The 18,442-nt window shown below is 62.2% G+C and carries 16 protein-coding genes; 12 read left to right on the forward strand and 4 right to left on the reverse strand.

What is annotated here, in order from left to right:
- Positions 1-23 precede the first annotated feature (23 nt).
- Positions 24-698 (reverse strand): ribose-5-phosphate isomerase RpiA, encoded by a 675-nt coding sequence (rpiA, locus tag AB1J88_RS22305; RefSeq protein ID WP_166221608.1) that lies wholly within the window; start codon positions 696-698, stop codon positions 24-26.
- A 308-nt stretch (positions 699-1,006) separates the two neighbouring features.
- On the opposite strand from rpiA, the gene ilvA reads away from it, so the two are divergent.
- The gene (ilvA, locus tag AB1J88_RS22310; protein WP_041072159.1) at positions 1,007-2,521 is read left to right on the forward strand and encodes a threonine ammonia-lyase, biosynthetic; all 1,515 of its coding nucleotides are present in this window, start codon (positions 1,007-1,009) and stop codon (positions 2,519-2,521) included.
- Between the two features lie 39 nt (positions 2,522-2,560).
- A complete protein-coding gene (locus AB1J88_RS22315) occupies positions 2,561-2,986 on the forward strand; it encodes a DUF2269 domain-containing protein (protein WP_430291992.1) in 426 nt (141 codons plus the stop codon).
- 119 nt (positions 2,987-3,105) lie between these two features.
- Here AB1J88_RS22315 and AB1J88_RS22320 read toward each other — a convergent pair whose 3' ends face one another.
- Entirely contained in the window at positions 3,106-3,762 is a 657-nt protein-coding gene (locus tag AB1J88_RS22320) for an HAD family hydrolase (RefSeq protein WP_430291993.1), read from the reverse strand.
- Between the two features lie 143 nt (positions 3,763-3,905).
- Here AB1J88_RS22320 and AB1J88_RS22325 point away from each other — a divergent pair, with 143 nt between their 5' ends.
- Together AB1J88_RS22325 and ptsP are read left to right on the forward strand one after the other, a co-directional pair.
- On the forward strand, positions 3,906-4,385 hold the full coding sequence (locus AB1J88_RS22325; protein ID WP_003229203.1) for an RNA pyrophosphohydrolase: 480 nt from the start codon (positions 3,906-3,908) through the stop codon (positions 4,383-4,385).
- 22 nt (positions 4,386-4,407) lie between these two features.
- The gene (gene ptsP / locus AB1J88_RS22330; protein ID WP_041072165.1) at positions 4,408-6,687 is read left to right on the forward strand and encodes a phosphoenolpyruvate--protein phosphotransferase; all 2,280 of its coding nucleotides are present in this window, start codon (positions 4,408-4,410) and stop codon (positions 6,685-6,687) included.
- Positions 6,688-6,814: 127 nt separating this feature from the next.
- On the opposite strand, the gene AB1J88_RS22335 is transcribed toward ptsP, so the two are convergent.
- Positions 6,815-7,561 (reverse strand): NRDE family protein, encoded by a 747-nt coding sequence (locus AB1J88_RS22335; protein WP_430291994.1) that lies wholly within the window; start codon positions 7,559-7,561, stop codon positions 6,815-6,817.
- Between the two features lie 130 nt (positions 7,562-7,691).
- Between AB1J88_RS22335 and AB1J88_RS22340 the strand changes: the two genes are divergently transcribed.
- From AB1J88_RS22340 to AB1J88_RS22350, 3 genes are all read left to right on the forward strand, one after another.
- Complete coding sequence (locus AB1J88_RS22340; RefSeq protein ID WP_047297179.1) at positions 7,692-8,474, forward strand: sulfite exporter TauE/SafE family protein; 783 nt, start codon at positions 7,692-7,694, stop codon at positions 8,472-8,474.
- A gap of 93 nt (positions 8,475-8,567) precedes the next feature.
- Positions 8,568-9,383, forward strand: a complete 816-nt coding sequence (gene lgt, locus AB1J88_RS22345; protein WP_007965581.1) for a prolipoprotein diacylglyceryl transferase — start codon at positions 8,568-8,570, stop codon at positions 9,381-9,383.
- Between the two features lie 50 nt (positions 9,384-9,433).
- The gene (locus AB1J88_RS22350; RefSeq protein WP_430291995.1) at positions 9,434-10,405 is read left to right on the forward strand and encodes a thymidylate synthase; all 972 of its coding nucleotides are present in this window, start codon (positions 9,434-9,436) and stop codon (positions 10,403-10,405) included.
- A gap of 122 nt (positions 10,406-10,527) precedes the next feature.
- On the opposite strand, the gene cadR is transcribed toward AB1J88_RS22350, so the two are convergent.
- On the reverse strand, positions 10,528-10,977 hold the full coding sequence (cadR, locus tag AB1J88_RS22355; protein ID WP_007964189.1) for a Cd(II)/Pb(II)-responsive transcriptional regulator: 450 nt from the start codon (positions 10,975-10,977) through the stop codon (positions 10,528-10,530).
- A gap of 84 nt (positions 10,978-11,061) precedes the next feature.
- Between cadR and AB1J88_RS22360 the strand changes: the two genes are divergently transcribed.
- From AB1J88_RS22360 to AB1J88_RS22380, 5 genes are all read left to right on the forward strand, one after another.
- Positions 11,062-13,377: a heavy metal translocating P-type ATPase gene (locus AB1J88_RS22360; RefSeq protein WP_430291996.1), complete on the forward strand. Its 2,316-nt coding sequence runs from the start codon at positions 11,062-11,064 to the stop codon at positions 13,375-13,377.
- Between the two features lie 16 nt (positions 13,378-13,393).
- Positions 13,394-14,257 (forward strand): LysR family transcriptional regulator, encoded by an 864-nt coding sequence (locus AB1J88_RS22365; protein WP_098968462.1) that lies wholly within the window; start codon positions 13,394-13,396, stop codon positions 14,255-14,257.
- A gap of 192 nt (positions 14,258-14,449) precedes the next feature.
- Positions 14,450-15,526, forward strand: a complete 1,077-nt coding sequence (locus AB1J88_RS22370) for a putative 2-aminoethylphosphonate ABC transporter ATP-binding protein (RefSeq protein ID WP_430291997.1) — start codon at positions 14,450-14,452, stop codon at positions 15,524-15,526.
- Positions 15,526-17,250, forward strand: a complete 1,725-nt coding sequence (locus tag AB1J88_RS22375; protein ID WP_430291998.1) for a putative 2-aminoethylphosphonate ABC transporter permease subunit — start codon at positions 15,526-15,528, stop codon at positions 17,248-17,250. The genes AB1J88_RS22370 and AB1J88_RS22375 overlap by 1 nt, the downstream gene beginning before the upstream one ends.
- A 35-nt stretch (positions 17,251-17,285) precedes the next feature.
- Positions 17,286-18,311, forward strand: a complete 1,026-nt coding sequence (locus AB1J88_RS22380) for a putative 2-aminoethylphosphonate ABC transporter substrate-binding protein (RefSeq protein WP_430291999.1) — start codon at positions 17,286-17,288, stop codon at positions 18,309-18,311.
- Positions 18,312-18,442: the final 131 nt, after the last annotated feature.

Genomic DNA, 18,442 nt, shown 5'->3' on the forward strand with positions numbered 1-18,442 from the left:
TACAAATGGCGGGCAGTCTCTGCTTACTCAGCCTTCAGCGTTTTTACACCTTCGCTGGTGCCCAGCAACAGCAGATCCGCCGGGCGCGCCGCGAACAAACCGTTGGTGACCACGCCGACGATCGCGTTGATCTGCGCCTCCAGCTCCACCGGGTTGGTGATCTGCAGGTTGAACACGTCGAGGATGATGTTGCCGTTGTCGGTCAGCACGCCTTCGCGGTACACCGGGTCGCCGCCCAGTTTCACCAGTTGGCGGGCGACGTGGCTGCGGGCCATCGGGATCACTTCCACCGGCAGCGGGAATTCGCCCAGCACCGGCACCAGTTTGCTGGCGTCGGCGATGCAGATGAAGGTCTTGGCCACGGCCGCGACGATCTTCTCGCGGGTCAGGGCGGCGCCGCCGCCCTTGATCAGGTTCAGGTGTTCGTCGCTCTCGTCGGCGCCGTCGACGTAGAACTCCAGGTCGCTGACAGTGTTCAGCTCATACACCGGAATGCCGTGGCCCTTGAGGCGCGCGGCAGTGGCTTCGGAACTGGCGACCGCGCCATCGAACGCGCCCTTGTGCTGGGCCAGCGCATCGATGAAGCAGTTGGCGGTGGAGCCGGTGCCGACCCCGACGATGCTCTTGTCATCGAGTTTCGGGAGGATGAAGTCGACGGCGGCCTGAGCCACTGCCTGTTTGAGTTGATCCTGGGTCATGCGGGCTCCGGAAGCGGGCAAGGTGAGTTCGGAAAGGCCGGCATTATAGCCCCCATGCCCGGCGAAAACTCCTGTGGTGAGGGGATTTATCCCCGATGGAGGGCGAAGCGCTCCCAGCACCCCTCGCAAATATTGCGCTCTCAGGTTGACGACGGCTGCGCCGCCGATCGGGGATAAATCCCCTCACCACAATGAGGTTTACATCACAAACTGTTCGCCCCGGCTAAAACCCCCTGTTCAGTGTGGTCGCCCGGGCAAAAGCCGGGTTAGACTCGTCGGTCCCGCCCAATCGCCAGTGATGCTTTCCGATGCTCGAACAGTACGTCAAAAAGATCCTCACCTCGCGCGTTTATGACGTTGCCGTAGAAACCCCGCTGCAGAACGCTCGCCAGCTCTCCGAGCGGCTGGGCAATGACATTTGGCTCAAGCGTGAAGACTTGCAGCCGGTGTTCTCGTTCAAGATTCGCGGCGCCTACAACAAGTTGACCCAGCTGACCGACGAAGAGCGCGCCCGTGGCGTGGTCACCGCGTCGGCGGGCAACCATGCGCAGGGTCTGGCGCTGGCGGCGAAAGTGCTGGGCGTGAAAGCGACCATCGTCATGCCCAAGACTACTCCGGAGATCAAGGTCGAAGGCGTGCGTTCGCGCGGCGGCAAAGTCGTGCTGCACGGCGATTCGTTCCCGGAAGCGCTGGCCTACTCGCTGAAACTGGTCGATGAAAAGGGCTACGTCTACATCCACCCGTACGACGATCCGCACACCATTGCCGGGCAGGGCACCGTGGCGATGGAAATTCTGCGCCAGCACCCGCAACCGCTGGACGCGATCTTCGTGCCGGTTGGCGGCGGCGGTCTGATTGCCGGTATCGCGGCGTACGTGAAATACCTGCGTCCGGACATCAAGGTCATCGGCGTCGAGCCGGACGACTCCAACTGCCTGCAAGCGGCCATGGCCGCCGGTGAGCGCGTGGTACTGCCGACCGTGGGCATCTTCGCCGACGGCGTGGCGGTGGCACAGATCGGCCAGCACACCTTCGACATCTGCAAAGACTACGTCGACGAAGTGATAACTGTCAGCACCGACGAGATCTGCGCGGCAATCAAGGATATCTACGACGATACCCGCTCGATCACCGAACCTGCCGGCGCCTTGGGCGTGGCCGGGATCAAGAAGTACGTCGAACTGCGCGGCGTCAGTGGCCAGACCTTCGTCGCCATCGACTCCGGAGCCAACGTCAATTTCGACCGCCTGCGCCACGTCGCCGAGCGCGCCGAGCTGGGCGAGGGTCGCGAGGCGATCATCGCCGTGACCATTCCTGAGAAGGCCGGCAGTTTCAAAGCCTTCTGCGAAGCGATTGGCAAGCGCCAGATCACCGAATTCAACTATCGCTACAACACCGGCAGCGAAGCACACATCTTCGTCGGCGTGCAGACGCACCCGGAAAACGACCCGCGCAGCGCGCTGCTGGCGAGCCTGACCGAGCAGGGTTTCCCGGTACTCGACCTGACCGACAACGAACTGGCCAAGTTGCACATCCGCCACATGGTCGGCGGCCACGCAGCGCACGTGATCGACGAAGTGGTGTTCCGCTTCGAATTCCCGGAACGCCCGGGCGCGCTGTTCAACTTCCTCAACAAGCTCGGCGGGCGCTGGAACATCTCGATGTTCCACTACCGCAACCACGGCGCAGCTGACGGCCGGGTGGTCGCGGGCCTGCAAGTACCGCATGACGAGCGCCATCTGGTGCCGGCGGCGCTTGAGGAAATCGGTTATCCGTACTGGGATGAAAGCGAAAACCCGGCCTATCAGTTGTTTCTTGGCTAAGCGGCTACGCTGATGGGCAGGCCCTGAGGAAATCGAACAATGGAAACGTTAACTGCCCTGAAAGCCGCGCACATTGTCGCCACTGTAGTGTTGCTGGCCGGTGCGCTCGGGTTGGGAGTCTGGGTTTTTCTGGCAAAACGCAAAGGTGATGCAACGGCGGGCAGCCGCACCTTGCAACGGCCACGGGTGTTCATCTGGCTGTTGATGGGCCTGGCGTTGTTGAGCATGCCGTTCACCGGCTGGGGCATGGTGCATCTGGTCGGCTGGCCGCTGGGGCAGACCTGGCTGCTGGCCTCCAGCGTGCTGTACACCGTGGCGGCGCTGGCGTGGTTCTGGTTGCTGGTGCGCTTGAATCGCTTGCGCAAGGCGCCGGGCGGCGTTGGCAGGTTCACTTTTGCCTTGGCGTTGTTCAGTGTTGTCTGCTTTATCGCCATTGCCGGGTTGATGGGCGCCAAGCCTGTTTAAGGCTTGAGACCGCGTTGCTTCAATCGCTGGCAAGCCAGCTCCCACAGGATCTGTAGCGAACACAAATGGTGTGACCACCTGAAAGACCTGTGGGAGCTGGCTTGCCAGCGATAGCTATATCAGCCGCGCAGACTAATGACTGGCCAGCCACGCTTCTCGGCCTCGGCCCGCAGATTCGGATCCGGATCCACGGCCACCGGGTTCGCCACCTGCTCCAGCAGCGGCAGGTCATTCATCGAATCGCTGTAGAAATAGCTGTCATCCAGCGAATACCCGGTTTCGTCGAGCCAGCGATTCAGGCGCGTCACCTTGCCTTCGCGGAAGCACGGAATGTCGGTGCTGCGCCCGGTGTAGCGGCCATCGACCATCTCGCACTCGGTGGCGATCAGGGTTTCAACGCCCAGACGCACGGCAATCGGCGCGGTGACGAAGCGGTTGGTGGCGGTGATGATCACCAGTTTGTCCCCGGCGTCACGGTGCTGTTTCAGCAACTCCAGCGCCTTGGGCAGCATGATCGGCTCAATGCAGTCGCGCATGTAATCGTTATGCCACTGCTCAAGCACGGCCATTTCGGTGCGACCGAGGATTTCCAGGCAGAAGTTCAGGTACGCGGCGTTATCCAGCTGGCCGGCCAGGTAATCCTGGTAGAACTCGTCGTTACGCTGCTTGTACGCCACCGGATCGAGGAAGCCGCGCTCGCACAGATAGTCGCCCCAGGCGTGATCGCTGTCGCCGCCCAGAAGGGTGTTGTCCAAATCGAATAGAGCCAGGCGCATTGCAGTTACCCGCTGAAAAGTCAGTAAAAAGGCGACAAGAATACGGTCTTTTCACAAGAGTGCACATAAGGTAGGAACCTTCGTTGCCGCCTTATCAAGCTTTGTGGAACAATGCGGCGACATGCGTTTGCGAGGTTGTTGCCGTGATCGACCCCGATGGTTTCCGCCCCAATGTCGGGATCATTCTGACGAATGACGCCGGCCAGGTGCTATGGGCTCGCCGTATCAATCAAGATGCCTGGCAGTTTCCGCAAGGGGGAATCAACCCCGAGGAGACGCCGGAAGACGCCTTGTACCGCGAGCTGAACGAAGAAGTTGGCCTGGAACGTGAAGATGTTGAAATACTGGCCTGTACCCGGGGCTGGTTGCGCTATCGTTTGCCGCAACGTCTGGTGCGTACCCACAGCCAACCGCTGTGCATCGGCCAGAAACAGAAATGGTTTCTCCTGCGCCTGATCTCCAACGAGCAGCGGGTGCGGATGGATTTGACCGGTAAACCGGAGTTCGATGGCTGGCGCTGGGTCAGTTATTGGTATCCGTTGGGCCAGGTGGTGACATTCAAGCGCGAGGTGTATCGACGCGCCCTCAAAGAGCTTGCCCCGCGCCTTTTAGCGCGCGACTGACGACGGAGTTCGACCCCGAGCCATGCTCAATACGCTGCGCAAGATCGTCCAGGAAGTTAACTCCGCCAAGGATCTCAAGGCGGCGTTGGGGATTATTGTGTTGCGCGTCAAAGAGGCCATGGGCAGCCAGGTCTGCTCGGTCTACCTGCTTGATCCCGAGACCAACCGCTTCGTCCTGATGGCCACCGAGGGCTTGAACAAGCGCTCGATCGGCAAGGTCAGCATGGCACCCAACGAAGGTCTGGTGGGTCTGGTCGGCACGCGTGAAGAACCCCTGAACCTCGAAAACGCCGCGGATCACCCGCGCTACCGCTACTTCGCCGAAACCGGCGAGGAGCGCTACGCCTCCTTCCTCGGGGCGCCGATCATTCACCACCGCCGCGTCGTCGGCGTGTTGGTCATCCAGCAGAAAGAACGCCGCCAGTTCGATGAAGGTGAAGAAGCCTTCCTCGTGACCATGAGCGCGCAGCTCGCTGGCGTGATCGCCCACGCCGAGGCCACCGGTTCGATCCGTGGCCTGGGCCGTCAGGGCAAGGGTATTCAGGAAGCCAAGTTCGTCGGCGTACCGGGTTCGCCGGGTGCTGCCGTCGGTACTGCCGTGGTGATGCTGCCGCCAGCGGATCTGGACGTGGTGCCGGACAAGCACATCACCGACATCGACGCCGAACTGGCGCTGTTCAAGACCGCCATCGAAGGCGTGCGCGCCGACATGCGCGCCTTGTCCGCCAAACTTGCGACCCAGTTGCGTCCGGAAGAGCGCGCGCTGTTCGACGTCTACCTGATGATGCTCGACGATGCCTCGCTGGGCAGCGAAATCACCACCGTGATCAAGACCGGCCAGTGGGCCCAGGGCGCGCTGCGCCAGGTGGTCACTGAGCACGTCAACCGTTTCGAACTGATGGACGACGCCTACCTGCGCGAGCGTGCGTCGGATGTCAAAGACCTTGGCCGGCGCCTGCTGGCTTACCTGCAGGAAGAGCGTCAGCAGAACCTGGTCTACCCGGAAAAAACCATTCTGGTCAGCGAAGAACTGACGCCGGCGATGCTCGGCGAGGTGCCGGAAGGCACGCTGGTCGGTCTGGTGTCGGTCCTCGGTTCGGGCAACTCCCACGTCGCGATCCTGGCCCGGGCCATGGGCATTCCGACGGTGATGGGCCTGGTCGATCTGCCGTACGCCAAGGTCGACGGTATCGAAGTGATCGTCGATGGCACCCGCGGCGAGGTCTACACCAACCCTGGCGACGTGCTGCGCAAGCAGTTCGCCGAGGTGGTCGAAGAAGAGAAACAACTGGCGCTGGGCCTCGATACCCTGCGTGACCTGCCGTGCGTGACCCTCGACGGGCACCGCATGCCGTTGTGGGTCAACACCGGTCTGCTGGCCGATGTGGCGCGGGCGCAGAAGCGCGGCGCCGAGGGTGTCGGCCTGTACCGCACCGAAGTGCCGTTCATGATCAACCAGCGCTTCCCAAGCGAGAAGGAACAACTGGCGATCTACCGCGAGCAGCTCGCCGCGTTCCACCCGCAACCGGTGACCATGCGCAGTCTGGACATCGGCGGTGACAAATCGCTGTCGTACTTCCCGATCAAGGAAGACAACCCGTTCCTCGGCTGGCGCGGGATTCGCGTGACCCTCGACCACCCGGAAATCTTCCTGGTGCAGACCCGTGCGATGCTCAAGGCCAGCGAAGGCCTGAACAACCTGCGGATCCTGCTGCCGATGATCTCCGGCACCCACGAACTCGAAGAAGCCCTGCACCTGATCCACCGTGCCTGGGGCGAAGTGCGCGACGAAGGCACCGACGTGCCGATGCCGCCGATCGGGGTGATGATCGAGATTCCGGCTGCGGTGTATCAGACCAGGGAACTGGCGCGCCAGGTGGACTTCCTGTCGGTCGGCTCCAACGACCTGACCCAGTACCTGCTGGCGGTCGACCGCAACAACCCGCGAGTGGCCGATCTCTACGACTACCTGCACCCGGCGGTGCTGCAAGCCCTGCAGACTGTGGTGCGCGACGCGCATGCCGAAGGCAAGCCGGTGAGCATCTGCGGCGAAATGGCGGGTGATCCGGCAGCGGCGGTGCTGTTGATGGCGATGGGCTTCGACAGCCTGTCGATGAACGCCACCAACCTGCCGAAAGTGAAGTGGATGCTGCGCCAGATCAACCTGAGCAAGGCCAAGGACCTGCTGGCCGAGCTGATGACCATCGACAATCCGCAGGTTATCCACAGCTCGCTGCAACTGGCGCTGAAGAATCTCGGCTTGTCGAAGATGAATCCGCCGGCGGTCAACAAGGCCCTTTAAAAGGCTGATGGCCTCATCGCTGGCAAGCCAGCTCCCACAAGGATCTCCTGTGAACACTAAAAATGTGTGAACAACGAAGATACCTGTGGGAGCTGGCTTGCCAGCGATGGCGTTCTATCCGGCACCGCTAAACCACAAGCTCCACCGCCCCCAAGTGGCCGCCATACGGCCCGAAACTGCGCTCGACCATCCGCCGCGTGCCGTCCGCCTGCACAATCAACGCCGTACTCGCCCGCGTCCCGTAACTCTGGCTGGCAATGAACACGCTCGACAGCAGTGATTCGGTCGCCAGCCCGACTCCGGTGTCCGGCAGTTCGGCAAACGGTGCGGTTTGCGCATCGCCCAGCAACTCCAGCAACCGCGCAGGTTGTGGATCGTCCAGCACCGCGCTCAGGGCAGCCTTGGCCTTGAGCAGTTTCGGCCACGGCGTATCCAGCCCGGCATTCGACAGCCCGTAAACCCCGGGTTGGAGCATCACCGGCTCGGACGTTCGCGCATTGAAGTGCCACAGCTCGTGGGCATTGCCCAGCAGCAGGTTGAACCCGGCGTACTCCGGCGAGCGCGCGACCACATCGCTTAAATAATCATCAATCGACGCATCGCCCGCGAGAAACCGCGCCACCAGCTCGCCCCGCGATTTACGCGCCGGAGGCTGGTGCGGATCGCGGATATTGGTCAGCGCGGCAAAGCGCCCATTGGCGCCGATCCCCAACCAGGTGCCGCCCGCCTCAAGATCGCGCCCGGCATGTACGTGCGGCGCGTCGGTCCATGGCGCCAGCGGCAGGCTCGGGCGGGCGTAGAACTCGTCACGGTTGGCCGCGACGATCAGCGGCTGGGCATGGCCCGGACGCCAGGCGAAAACGATCAGGCACATAAGGTGGTCCTTGTGTGTTTTTTGCTCACTCTACGCAGTCGGCGTCCGTGCATCCATCGTCAGTGGAGCCAAAGGGCATGCATCCGTTACCATGCCGCTCCGGTTTTGGGGATGCGTCTGGGAGACGGTCATGGAATTTCTGCTCTATCTGGCGTTGGGCGCCTGTGCGGGCGTGCTGGCCGGGCTGTTCGGGGTGGGCGGCGGGATCATTATTGTCCCGGTGCTGGTGTTCAGTTTTACCTTGCAGGGATTCGATCAGTCGATCCTCACGCATCTGGCGGTAGGGACATCGCTGGCGACCATCATCTTCACTTCGGTCAATGCCGTGCGTGAACACCATCGACGTGGTGCGGTGCGCTGGCCGATCTTCATGTGGATGACCGTGGGCATTCTGCTCGGCGCCGGTTTTGGGGCGCTGACCGCCGAGGCGATTTCCGGGCCGAACCTGCAGAAGATCATCGGCGTGTTCGCCTTGGTGATTGCCGTGCAACTGGCGCTGGAGGTCAAACCCAAGGCCAGTCGAACGGTGCCGGGCAAACTCGGTCTGACCGTGGCCGGCAGTGTGATTGGCTGGGCCTCGGCGATTTTCGGGATCGGCGGCGGCTCGCTGACCGTGCCGTTCCTGACCTGGCGCAGCGTGCCGATGCAGCAAGCCGTAGCGACGTCGTCGGCTTGTGGCCTGCCGATTGCGCTGGCCAGTGCCTTAAGTTTCATGATTCTGGGCTGGCATGATCCGTTGTTGCCGCCGCATAGTCTCGGTTTTGTTTATTTGCCGGCGCTGCTGGGCATTGCCCTGACCAGCATGGTGTTCGCCCGTCTCGGCGCGCGTCTGGCGCACAAGTTGTCGCCGCGCTTGCTGAAACGGCTGTTCGCCGCTTTGCTGTTCTGCGTGGGTCTGAATTTCCTGCTCTGAGCCTCTGGTTCAGAGCAGGCCGCAATCCTGGCTTAATCCTGAGGTGGCAGCGTCGCCCGGGAATTTTGGTTTCAACTCTAACGAGGAGTCGCAATGCTGCCTTACCCGCAGATCGACCCGGTGGCCCTGGCCATCGGTCCGCTGAAAATCCACTGGTACGGCCTGATGTACCTCGTCGGCATCGGCGGCGCATGGCTGCTGGCGTCGAGCCGGCTCAACCGTTTCGACCCGACCTGGACCAAGGAGAAGCTCTCCGATCTGGTGTTCTGGCTGTCGATGGGGGTGATTGTCGGTGGACGTCTGGGTTACGTGCTGTTCTATGACCTGAGCGCTTACATCGCCAACCCGACGCTGATTTTCGAAGTGTGGAAGGGTGGCATGTCGTTCCACGGCGGTTTCATCGGGGTGATGCTCGCCGCGCTGTGGTTCGGCAAGCGTAACGGCAAGACCTTCTTCCAGCTGATGGACTTCGTTGCGCCGATGGTGCCGATCGGTCTGGGCGCCGGGCGTATCGGTAACTTCATCAACGCCGAGCTGTGGGGCAAGCCGACCGACGTGCCGTGGGCGATGATCTTCCCGCCGTTCAGCGATCCGGCGCAGCTGCCGCGTCACCCGTCGCAGCTGTATCAGTTCGCGCTCGAAGGCGTGGCGCTGTTCCTGATCCTGTGGCTGTTCTCGCGTAAACCGCGCCCGACCATGGCGGTATCGGGCATGTTCGCGCTTTTTTACGGCATTTTCCGTTTCATCGTCGAGTTCGTCCGCGTGCCGGACGCGCAACTGGGCTACCTGGCCTGGAACTGGCTGACCATGGGCCAAGTGCTGTGCGTGCCGATGATTGTCGGCGGGCTATTCCTGATCTGGCTGGCCTATCGTCGTGCGCCGGCAGCGCCGCTCGCGCCGACCGCTTAAACTACGAACCCCGGCGCGCGACGCCGGGGCTCAAAGGACACAGGTAACTCATGAAGCAATATCTCGAACTGGTCTCGCACGTCATTGCGAACGGCACCAAACAGGCCAACCGCACCGGCATCAACACCATCAGTTTCCCGGGTGCGATGCTGCGTTTCGATCTGCAGGAAGGTTTCCCGGCGATCACCACCCGCAAGATGGCCTTCAAATCGGCCATCGGCGAGATGTGCGGTTTTCTGCGTGGGGTGAACAATGCCGCTGAATTCCGTGCGCTGGGCTGCAAGGTCTGGGACCAGAACGCCAACGAAAACGCGCAGTGGCTGGCCAACCCGTTCCGTCAGGGCGAAGACGACCTCGGCGAAATCTACGGCGTGCAATGGCGCAAATGGCCGGCGTACAAGCAGATCCCGCTGAGCAACACCGCCGCCATCGAACAGACTCTGAGCAACGGCTACAAGCAGATCGCCCAGGGCGAGGAAGACGGCCAGGCCTATGTGGTGCTGTACAAAGCCATCGATCAGGTGCGCCAGTGCGTCGACACGATCATCAAGGATCCGGGCAGCCGCCGCATCCTGTTCCACGGCTGGAACTGCGCCCAGCTCGATGAAATGGCCCTGCCGCCATGCCATCTGCTGTACCAGTTCCATCCGAATGTAGAGACCAAAGAGATCTCCCTGACCCTGTACATCCGCTCCAACGACCTGGGTCTGGGCACGCCGTTCAACCTCACCGAAGGCGCCGCGCTGCTCAGCCTGATCGGGCGCCTGACCGGTTACACGCCGCGCTGGTTCACCTATTTCATCGGTGATGCGCACGTCTACGAGAACCATCTGGACATGCTCAACAAACAGCTCAAGCGCGAGCCGTTCGCCATGCCAAAACTGAAAATCTCCGACCGCGTGCCGGAGTTTGCCAAGACCGGTGTATACCAGCCGGAGTGGCTGGAGCTGGTGGAGCCGAGCGATTTCTCGCTGGAAGGTTACGAGCACCACGCGCCGATGACCGCGCCAATGGCGGTCTGACAGACTGCCATTAAACCTGTGGGAGCTGGCTTGCCAGCGATGACGGCAGCACATTCAACATTGATGTGTCTGTAAAACCGCTATCGCTGGCAAGCCAGCTCCCACAATATTTTGTGGTGTTGTCAATGGCCGTGGCTGCGGCCTACGTGGGAATGTTCGACTTCGGTTGCGACGACGCCACCACTCACCTCCAGCCGCTGCAAAATCCCGCACTGATCCGCCCCCGGCCCTTCGCCACAGCGTTGGCGCAGGTCGAGCAGTTGCGTCTGCAGCGCCAGCAAGCCATCAATCCGCGCTTTCACGTGCTGGATGTGTTCGTCGATCAACGTATTGACGCTTGCACACTGATCCTGCGGGCTGTCACGCATGGCCAGCAAGCTGCGGATTTCTTCGAGGGTCATGTCGAGGGTGCGGCAGTTGCGGATGAAGGTCAGGCGTTCGGCGTGGGCCTGGGTGTAGACGCGGTAGTTGCCATCGCTGCGCGCCGGTTCCGGCAGCAGGTTTTCGCGCTCGTAATAGCGGATGGTTTCCACGGCGCAGTCGGTGAGTTTCGCCAGTTCTCCGATCTTCATGACGGCCATCTCCAAATGGGTGCTTGACCCTATAGTGGCTACAGGGTCTTTACTTGGCAACAGGCACCTTCATGGACGCGACCAATGAGCGATTCCCAGCACACCCACAAGCCCGGCGACGGGCACGATCATAGCCACAGCCATAAATTGCAGCCTTTGCATAAGCACGAACATGGCGGCGATTCCTGCTGCGGGTCGAAAGCCGCAGCACCGGCACCGGTTCATTCGCACGAAGATTCTTGCTGCTCGTCGACAGCTGCTGCGCCTGCGTTGGTGCAACTGAGCGAGAAAACCAGTGCTGACGCCCGACTGAGCAGCTTCCGCATCGAAGCGATGGACTGCCCGACCGAGCAGACGCTTATCCAGAACAAACTCGGCAAACTGGCCGGTGTGCAGCAACTGGAATTCAACCTGATCAACCGCGTGCTCGGCGTGACCCACAATCTGCCGGACACCGCGCCGATCACCGAGGCGATCACCTCGCTGGGCATGCACGCCGAGCCGCTGGAGGCGGGCGACGAAGCCCCGACCCCAGCGCCGGTAAAAAAACACTGGTGGCCGTTGGCGCTGTCCGGTTTCGGTGCGCTCGCCGCCGAAGTGATTCACTTCACCAACGCCGCGCCGACCTGGGTGGTGGCGATCATTGCGCTGGTGTCGATCCTCAGCGGCGGCCTGACCACCTATAAAAAGGGCTGGATCGCCCTGAAGAACCGTAACCTCAACATCAATGCGCTGATGAGCATCGCGGTGACCGGTGCGGTGTTGATCGGGCAGTGGCCGGAAGCGGCAATGGTGATGTTCCTGTTCACCGTGGCCGAGCTGATCGAAGCGCGCTCGCTGGATCGTGCGCGCAACGCCATCAGCGGCCTGATGCAAATGACCCCGGAACAAGCCACGGTGCAGCAGGCCGATGGCAACTGGATCGAACAAGAGGTCAAAAGCGTCGAACTCGGCGCCCGTGTACGGGTAAAACCCGGCGAGCGCATCGCCCTGGACGGCGAAGTCGTCAGCGGCAGCTCGACCATCGATCAGGCGCCGATCACCGGCGAAAGCTTGCCGGTGGAGAAAACCATCGGCGATAAAGTCTTCGCCGGCACCATCAACCAGGCCGGCTCGCTGGAGTACACGGTGACTGCGGCAGCGAACAACTCGACCCTGGCGCGGATCATCCACGCCGTCGAGCAGGCGCAGGGTGCGCGCGCTCCGACCCAACGCTTCGTCGATCAATTCTCGAAAATCTACACCCCGGTGGTGTTCGTGCTGGCGCTGGCCGTGGCGATCATTCCGCCGCTGTTCATGGGCGCGGTGTGGTTCGACTGGATCTACCGTGCGCTGGTGTTGCTGGTGGTGGCCTGCCCGTGCGCACTGGTGATCTCCACCCCGGTGACCATCGTCAGCGGCCTCGCGGCGGCGGCGCGCAAAGGGATTCTGGTCAAGGGCGGCGTTTATCTGGAGGGCGGTTTCAAGCTCGATTATCTGGCGCTGGACAAGACCGGCACCATCACCCACGGCAAACCGGTGCAGACCGATTACCTGTCGCTCAACCCGACCGCTGACGCCAGCGCTCCGGCGATTGCCGCCGCGCTGGCCGGGCGCTCCGATCACCCGGTGTCGCTGGCGATCGCCAATGCGGCTGTGGATAAAAACCTCGCCGTGCTGAGTGTGGATAACTTCGAAGCGCTGGCCGGTCGTGGCGTGAAGGGCCAGGTCAACGGCCAGACCTATCACTTGGGCAACCACCGTCTGGTCGAGGAGCTGGGCCTGTGCTCGCCGCAACTCGAAGAGAAGCTGTTTGCGCTGGAGAAACAGGGCAAATCCGTGGTGTTGCTGCTCGACAGTTCTGGTCCGCTGGCGCTGTTCGCCGTGGCCGACACAGTCAAGGAATCCAGTCGCGAAGCGATCCGCCAGTTGCACGCACTGGGCGTGAAAACCTTGATGCTGACCGGCGACAACGTTCACACCGCGCAGGCGATTGCCGCGCAGGTCGGTATCGATCAGGCCAAGGGCGACTTGCTGCCGACCGACAAGCTGCAGGCTATCGAAGAGCTTTATGCACAGGGGCATCGGGTCGGCATGGTTGGCGACGGCATCAACGACGCCCCGGCACTGGCCCGCGCCGAGATCGGTTTCGCCATGGCGGCCGCCGGCACCGACACCGCGATTGAAACCGCCGATGTCGCCCTGATGGACGACGATCTGCGCAAGATCCCCGCGTTCATCAGCCTGTCGCGCGACACCGCGAGCATCCTGAAACAGAACATCGCCTTGGCCCTGGTGATCAAGGCTATCTTTCTTGCGGTAACCTTCGCCGGACTCGCCACCATGTGGATGGCGGTGTTTGCCGACATGGGCGTGAGCCTGCTGGTGGTGTTCAACGGTTTGCGCCTGCTGCGTAAATAAACGATGAGGGATGGTTGTGCTGAGTGCCGAGCTGAAAGCGTTTTATATGGTCGCCCGCCTGGGCAGCATTACGCTGGCGGCGAAAAAGCTCGGCCTCAGCCAACCCACCGTGACCACGCAGATTCGCAATCTGGAAAGCCAGTATTCGGTGGAGCTGTTCTACCGTGGCGGCCGTCGTTTGAGTGTCAGCGACGAAGGCGCGCGGTTGCTGCCGATGGTCAAGACGCTGTTGCAGCAGGAGGCCGACATCGAGTTCTTCCTGCGCAACAGCGGTCAGGTGCAGGGCACGTTGCGCATCGCTGCCACTGCGCCGTATTACATCCTCGATCTGGTGAAGACCTTCCGCGAGCGTCTGCCGCAGGTGGAAGTGTCGGTGGAAATCGGCAACTCGCAGCAGGTGCTCGAAGCGCTGGAGGATTACCGGGTCGATGTCGCGGCGTCGTCGCAGTTGCTTGAGGATGCGCGGTTGATTCGCCGGGTATTGGGTAGCGATCCGCTGGTGCTGGCGGTGCATCGCAATCATCCGCTGGCGGCGCAGGAGCATGTGGCGTTGAGTGCGCTGGCCGGGCATACCTTGCTGATGCGCGAGTCGGGTTCGACCACCCGCCGTTTGACCGAGGAGTTGCTGGAAAGCGCCGGGGTCAGTTTTGGCCCGTTGCTGGAGATCGGCAGCCGTGAGTCGATCCGCGAGGCGGTGCTGCGCAATATCGGCATCAGCATCATTGCCCGCCAGGAAGTGCCGCATGATCCGCAGTTGCGCGTGCTGACCATCGAGAATGCGCCGCAGATTCCCGAGTACCTGTATTGCCTCAAGGAGCGCAAGGGTGCGCGGTTGCCGGCGGCCTTCCTCGGCTTGGCTCAGGAAATGTCCCCGGCCTGAATATCAAAAGATCGCAGCCTTCGGCAGCTCCTACGTTGGAATGCGTACCCTGTAGGAGCTGCCGAAGGCTGCGATCTTTTGACTTTCAACCAAAATCCCCGAATACCACTATCGGCCGTTTTTGCCTCACTGCCACATGACGGACGCATTACAACTCTAGGATTGGCCCCATCTGCTTGATGAGGTCTGTCCATGAATCCTGCCATCGCAACTGCCCTGACCAATCCCGGTGCGCCGATGAGAGTGCGCGGCGTGCAGAAACGCTTCGGCGCCTTCACCGCACTGGATAACGTCTCCCTCGACGTCGCCGCCGGTGAGCTGGTGTGCCTGCTCGGCCCGTCGGGCTGCGGCAAGACCACGCTGTTGCGCTGCATCGCCGGGCTGGAGAAGCAGGACAGCGGCGAGTTGTACCTCGGCGACCGCGACGTCTCGCACCTTGCGCCGCAGGCCCGGGATTACGGGATCCTGTTCCAGTCCTACGCGCTGTTCCCCAATCTGACCGTCGAAGCGAACATTGCCTACGGCCTCGCCGGCAGTGGTCGTGACGAAGTACGCCGTCGCGTCGGGCAGATGCTGGAGCTGGTCGGCCTCAGCGGCAGTGAGAAAAAGTACCCAGGCCAGTTGTCCGGCGGTCAGCAACAGCGAGTCGCGCTGGCTCGCGCCCTGGCCCCGGCGCCGTCGCTGTTATTGCTTGATGAGCCGATGTCGGCGCTGGACGCCCGCGTCCGCGAGCATCTGTGCACCGAACTGCGCCAATTGCAGCGCAACCTCGGCATCACCACCCTGATGGTCACCCACAATCAGGACGAAGCCATGCTGATGGCCGACCGCATCGCCGTGATGAACAACGGTCGGGTCGAGCAGTACGCCACCCCGCAGGACATCTATAACCGCCCGGCCACGCCGTTCGTGGCCGAGTTCGTCGGGCAGGGCAACTGGCTGCCGTTCCAGCGCAGCAGCGCCAGTCACGCCCGGGTTGGCGGGATGGATGTGCGTCTGGCGGATGGCAGCGTGAGCGGCGCTTCGGGCCGACTGTTCTGCCGTCCGGAAGCGATCAACGTCAATCCGCTGGTGCACGAAGAAAACCTGTTCCCGGCCAAGGTTCGCGAGATCACGTTCCTCGGCAATCGCTGCCGCATGAGCTTCGAACTCGATCAACTGCCGGGCCACGCTCTGCTCGCCGAACTGGCGCCGGAAGCCATGCCGCGCCTCGGCGCCCAGCAGATCATGGTCGCCTTGCCACCGCGCAGCCTGCAGGTGTTTGCCTGATGAGCGCGAACATCGCACTGCCGCTACCGCACAAGCAGGCGCGGCGAGTGTCCGGGGCCGAGGTCGGTGACCGGATCTTCGTCCTCGGCGGCAAACTCGTGCTGTTGTTGCTGCTTGGTGTCGCGGTTTTGCTGCCGTTGCTGGCGATCTTCTGGCGCGGCTTCAGCAGCGAGGCCGGGCAGGGCGGTGGCTGGCTCGCTGCGAAGGAATTGGTGAACAGCGAGAATTTCCACTGGCTGCTCGGCAACAGCCTGAAGGTTTCCCTCAGCGTCGCGGCCATCGTCGTCCCGCTGGCCTACCTGTTTGCCTACGCTCTGCAGCGCACTCTGATTCCGGCCAAGGGCCTCTGGCGCGGGATCTCCCTGCTGCCGTTGATGGCGCCGTCGATGCTGCCGGGTATCGCACTGGTTTATCTGTTCGGCAACCAAGGCATGTTGCGTGGACTGCTCTCGGACAACATCTACGGGTTCTGGGGCATTGTGTTGGGCGAGGTGATCTACACCTTTCCCCATGCGTTGATGATTCTGCTGTCGGCGTTGACGCTGGCCGATGCGCGGCTGTTCGATGCGGCGTCGAGCATGGGTGCCAGTCCGGCGAAAGCCTTTCGCAGCATCACCTGGCCGGCGACCCGGCAAGCGGTATTCGCCGCGTTCTGTCTGGTGTTCACCCTGACCATCACCGATTTCGGCGTGCCGGTGGTGGTCGGTGGCGACTATCAAGTGCTGGCGCTGGAGGCCTACAAAGCCGTGGTCGGCCAGCAGCAATTCGGCCGCGGTGCGTTGATCGGCATGGTGCTGTTGCTGCCGGCGCTGTTCAGCTTCGGCGTCGATGCCTGGTTGCGTCGGCGTCACGGCGATTCCATGAGTGGCCGTGCACAAGTGTTCAAACCGACGCCGTCGAAGTTGCGTGATGGCTGCTATCTGGCGATTGTTTTGTTGATCAGTGCGGCGTTGCTGCTGGTGTTCGGCATGGCAGTGTTTTCCTCGCTGGTGAAGTTCTGGCCGTACAACCTGTCGCTGTCGCTCAATCACTATCAGTTCAACGAGACCGCCGGCGGTGGCTGGCTTGCGTACAGCAACAGCTTGAAGATGGCGCTGGGCACGGCGCTGATTGGCAGCGTGCTGATCTTCACTGGCGCTTACCTGATGGAGAAAACCCGCAGCCAACGCGGCCTCAACCTGACGTTGCGCATGCTCAGTTTCGTGCCGATGGCAGTGCCGGGGCTGGTGCTCGGTCTGGGTTACGTCTTCTTCTTCAACCTCAGCGGCAACCCGCTGCACGTGCTGTACGGCACGATGACCCTGCTGATCGTCTGCACCATTGCTCACTATCTGACCACCGCACAAATGACCGCGACCACCGCGCTGCGCCAGCTCGACGCCGAGTTCGAGGCCGCCGCGCTGTCGCTCAAGGCGCCGCTGTACCGCCACTACCTGCGCGTCACCGTGCCGATCTGCCTGCCGGCGCTGCTGGACATCGTGCGCTACCTGTTCGTCTCGGCGATGACCACGGTTTCCGCAGCGATCTTCCTCTACAGCCCCGACACCATCCTCGCGGCGGTGGCGGTGTTGAACATGGACGACGCTGGCAACGTCGGCGGCGCGGCAGCGATGTCGACCCTGATTCTGTTCACCTCGGCGGGCGTGTCCTTGCTGCTGGCGTGGGCTTCGCGCGGCTTGTTGCGCCGTTCCCAGGCCTGGCGGCAAACCGCGCCCGGTCACTGATTTTCCCAACCTCAACTCAAGACAGGAAAACGATCATGTTCAAGCCTATGGCCCTGGCCGCTGCTGTGCTCGCTACTTTCAGCCTGAATGCCTTCGCGGCAAAAACCGAGTTGACGGTGTACACCGCCCTCGAAGCCGAACAACTGACCGCCTACAAGGCTGCGTTCGAAAAGGCCAACCCGGACGTCGAGATCAAGTGGGTGCGCGACTCCACCGGGATCATCACCGCCAAGCTGCTGGCCGAAAAGGCCCGTCCACAGGCTGACGCGGTGTGGGGCCTGGCCGCTTCGAGCCTGGCGATCCTCGATCAGCAGGGCATGCTGCAAAGCTACGCGCCGAAGGATCTGGGCAAGATCGGCGCGAACTACCGCGACGCCGCCAACCCGCCAGCCTGGGTCGGGATGGACGTGTGGGCCGCGACCATCTGCTTCAATACCGTCGAAGCCGAGAAGCAGGGACTGAGTAAACCGGTGAGCTGGCAGGATCTGACCAAGCCTGAGTACAAGGGCAAGATCGTCATGCCGAACCCGGCATCCTCCGGCACCGGTTTCCTCGACGTCAGCGCATGGCTGCAAACCTTCGGCGAGAAACAGGGCTGGGCCTACATGGACGGTCTGCACCAGAACATCGGCCAGTATGTTCACTCCGGTTCCAAGCCGTGCAAACTGGCTGCTGCGGGTGAGTTCCCGATCGGCATTTCCTTCGAATACCCGGCGGTACAGCTGAAACGCCAGGGCGCGCCGCTGGACATCATCCTGCCGAAAGAAGGCCTGGGCTGGGAGATCGAAGCGACTGCGGTGATCAAAGGCACGCCGCATGAAGACGCGGCGAAAAAACTCGCGGACTTCTCCACCAGCGCCGAGGCGATGGATCTGTACAAGGAGAACTTCGCGGTTCTTGCGCAGCCGGGCATCGCCAAGCCGCAGACCGAACTGCCGGCCGACTACGAGCAGCGCCTGATCAAGAACGACTTCGCCTGGGCCTCGAAGAATCGCGACGAGATCCTTACCGAATGGCGCAAGCGCTATGACGGCAAGTCCGAGAAAGTAGCTGCCAAGTAAGATCTTATCGACTGACAGAGCCTCATCGCTGGCAAGCCAGCTCCCACAAGGTTTTGCGGTGAACACGAATTTTGTGAACACCTCGATACCTGTGGGAGCTGGCTTGCCAGCGATGACGGTCTCTCATTCAG

Origin of the sequence: Pseudomonas sp. S8 (assembly GCF_050473925.1) — a bacterium.
In the GTDB taxonomy this organism is placed as follows: Bacteria; Pseudomonadota; Gammaproteobacteria; order Pseudomonadales; family Pseudomonadaceae; genus Aquipseudomonas; species Aquipseudomonas parakoreensis.

What these genes read in the sequence shown, in the direction of transcription:
- AB1J88_RS22335 (WP_430291994.1), bottom strand. Translation starts at nt 7,561, where the DNA reads ATGTGCCTGATCGTTTTCGCCTGGCGTCCGGGCCATGCCCAGCCGCTG.
- AB1J88_RS22375 (WP_430291998.1), top strand. Translation starts at nt 15,526, where the DNA reads ATGAGCGCGAACATCGCACTGCCGCTACCGCACAAGCAGGCGCGGCGA.
- ptsP (WP_041072165.1), top strand. Translation starts at nt 4,408, where the DNA reads ATGCTCAATACGCTGCGCAAGATCGTCCAGGAAGTTAACTCCGCCAAG.
- AB1J88_RS22320 (WP_430291993.1), bottom strand. Translation starts at nt 3,762, where the DNA reads ATGCGCCTGGCTCTATTCGATTTGGACAACACCCTTCTGGGCGGCGAC.
- rpiA (WP_166221608.1), bottom strand. Translation starts at nt 698, where the DNA reads ATGACCCAGGATCAACTCAAACAGGCAGTGGCTCAGGCCGCCGTCGAC.
- AB1J88_RS22315 (WP_430291992.1), top strand. Translation starts at nt 2,561, where the DNA reads ATGGAAACGTTAACTGCCCTGAAAGCCGCGCACATTGTCGCCACTGTA.
- ilvA (WP_041072159.1), top strand. Translation starts at nt 1,007, where the DNA reads ATGCTCGAACAGTACGTCAAAAAGATCCTCACCTCGCGCGTTTATGAC.
- AB1J88_RS22340 (WP_047297179.1), top strand. Translation starts at nt 7,692, where the DNA reads ATGGAATTTCTGCTCTATCTGGCGTTGGGCGCCTGTGCGGGCGTGCTG.
- lgt (WP_007965581.1), top strand. Translation starts at nt 8,568, where the DNA reads ATGCTGCCTTACCCGCAGATCGACCCGGTGGCCCTGGCCATCGGTCCG.
- cadR (WP_007964189.1), bottom strand. Translation starts at nt 10,977, where the DNA reads ATGAAGATCGGAGAACTGGCGAAACTCACCGACTGCGCCGTGGAAACC.
- AB1J88_RS22350 (WP_430291995.1), top strand. Translation starts at nt 9,434, where the DNA reads ATGAAGCAATATCTCGAACTGGTCTCGCACGTCATTGCGAACGGCACC.
- AB1J88_RS22380 (WP_430291999.1), top strand. Translation starts at nt 17,286, where the DNA reads ATGTTCAAGCCTATGGCCCTGGCCGCTGCTGTGCTCGCTACTTTCAGC.
- AB1J88_RS22370 (WP_430291997.1), top strand. Translation starts at nt 14,450, where the DNA reads ATGAATCCTGCCATCGCAACTGCCCTGACCAATCCCGGTGCGCCGATG.
- AB1J88_RS22360 (WP_430291996.1), top strand. Translation starts at nt 11,062, where the DNA reads ATGAGCGATTCCCAGCACACCCACAAGCCCGGCGACGGGCACGATCAT.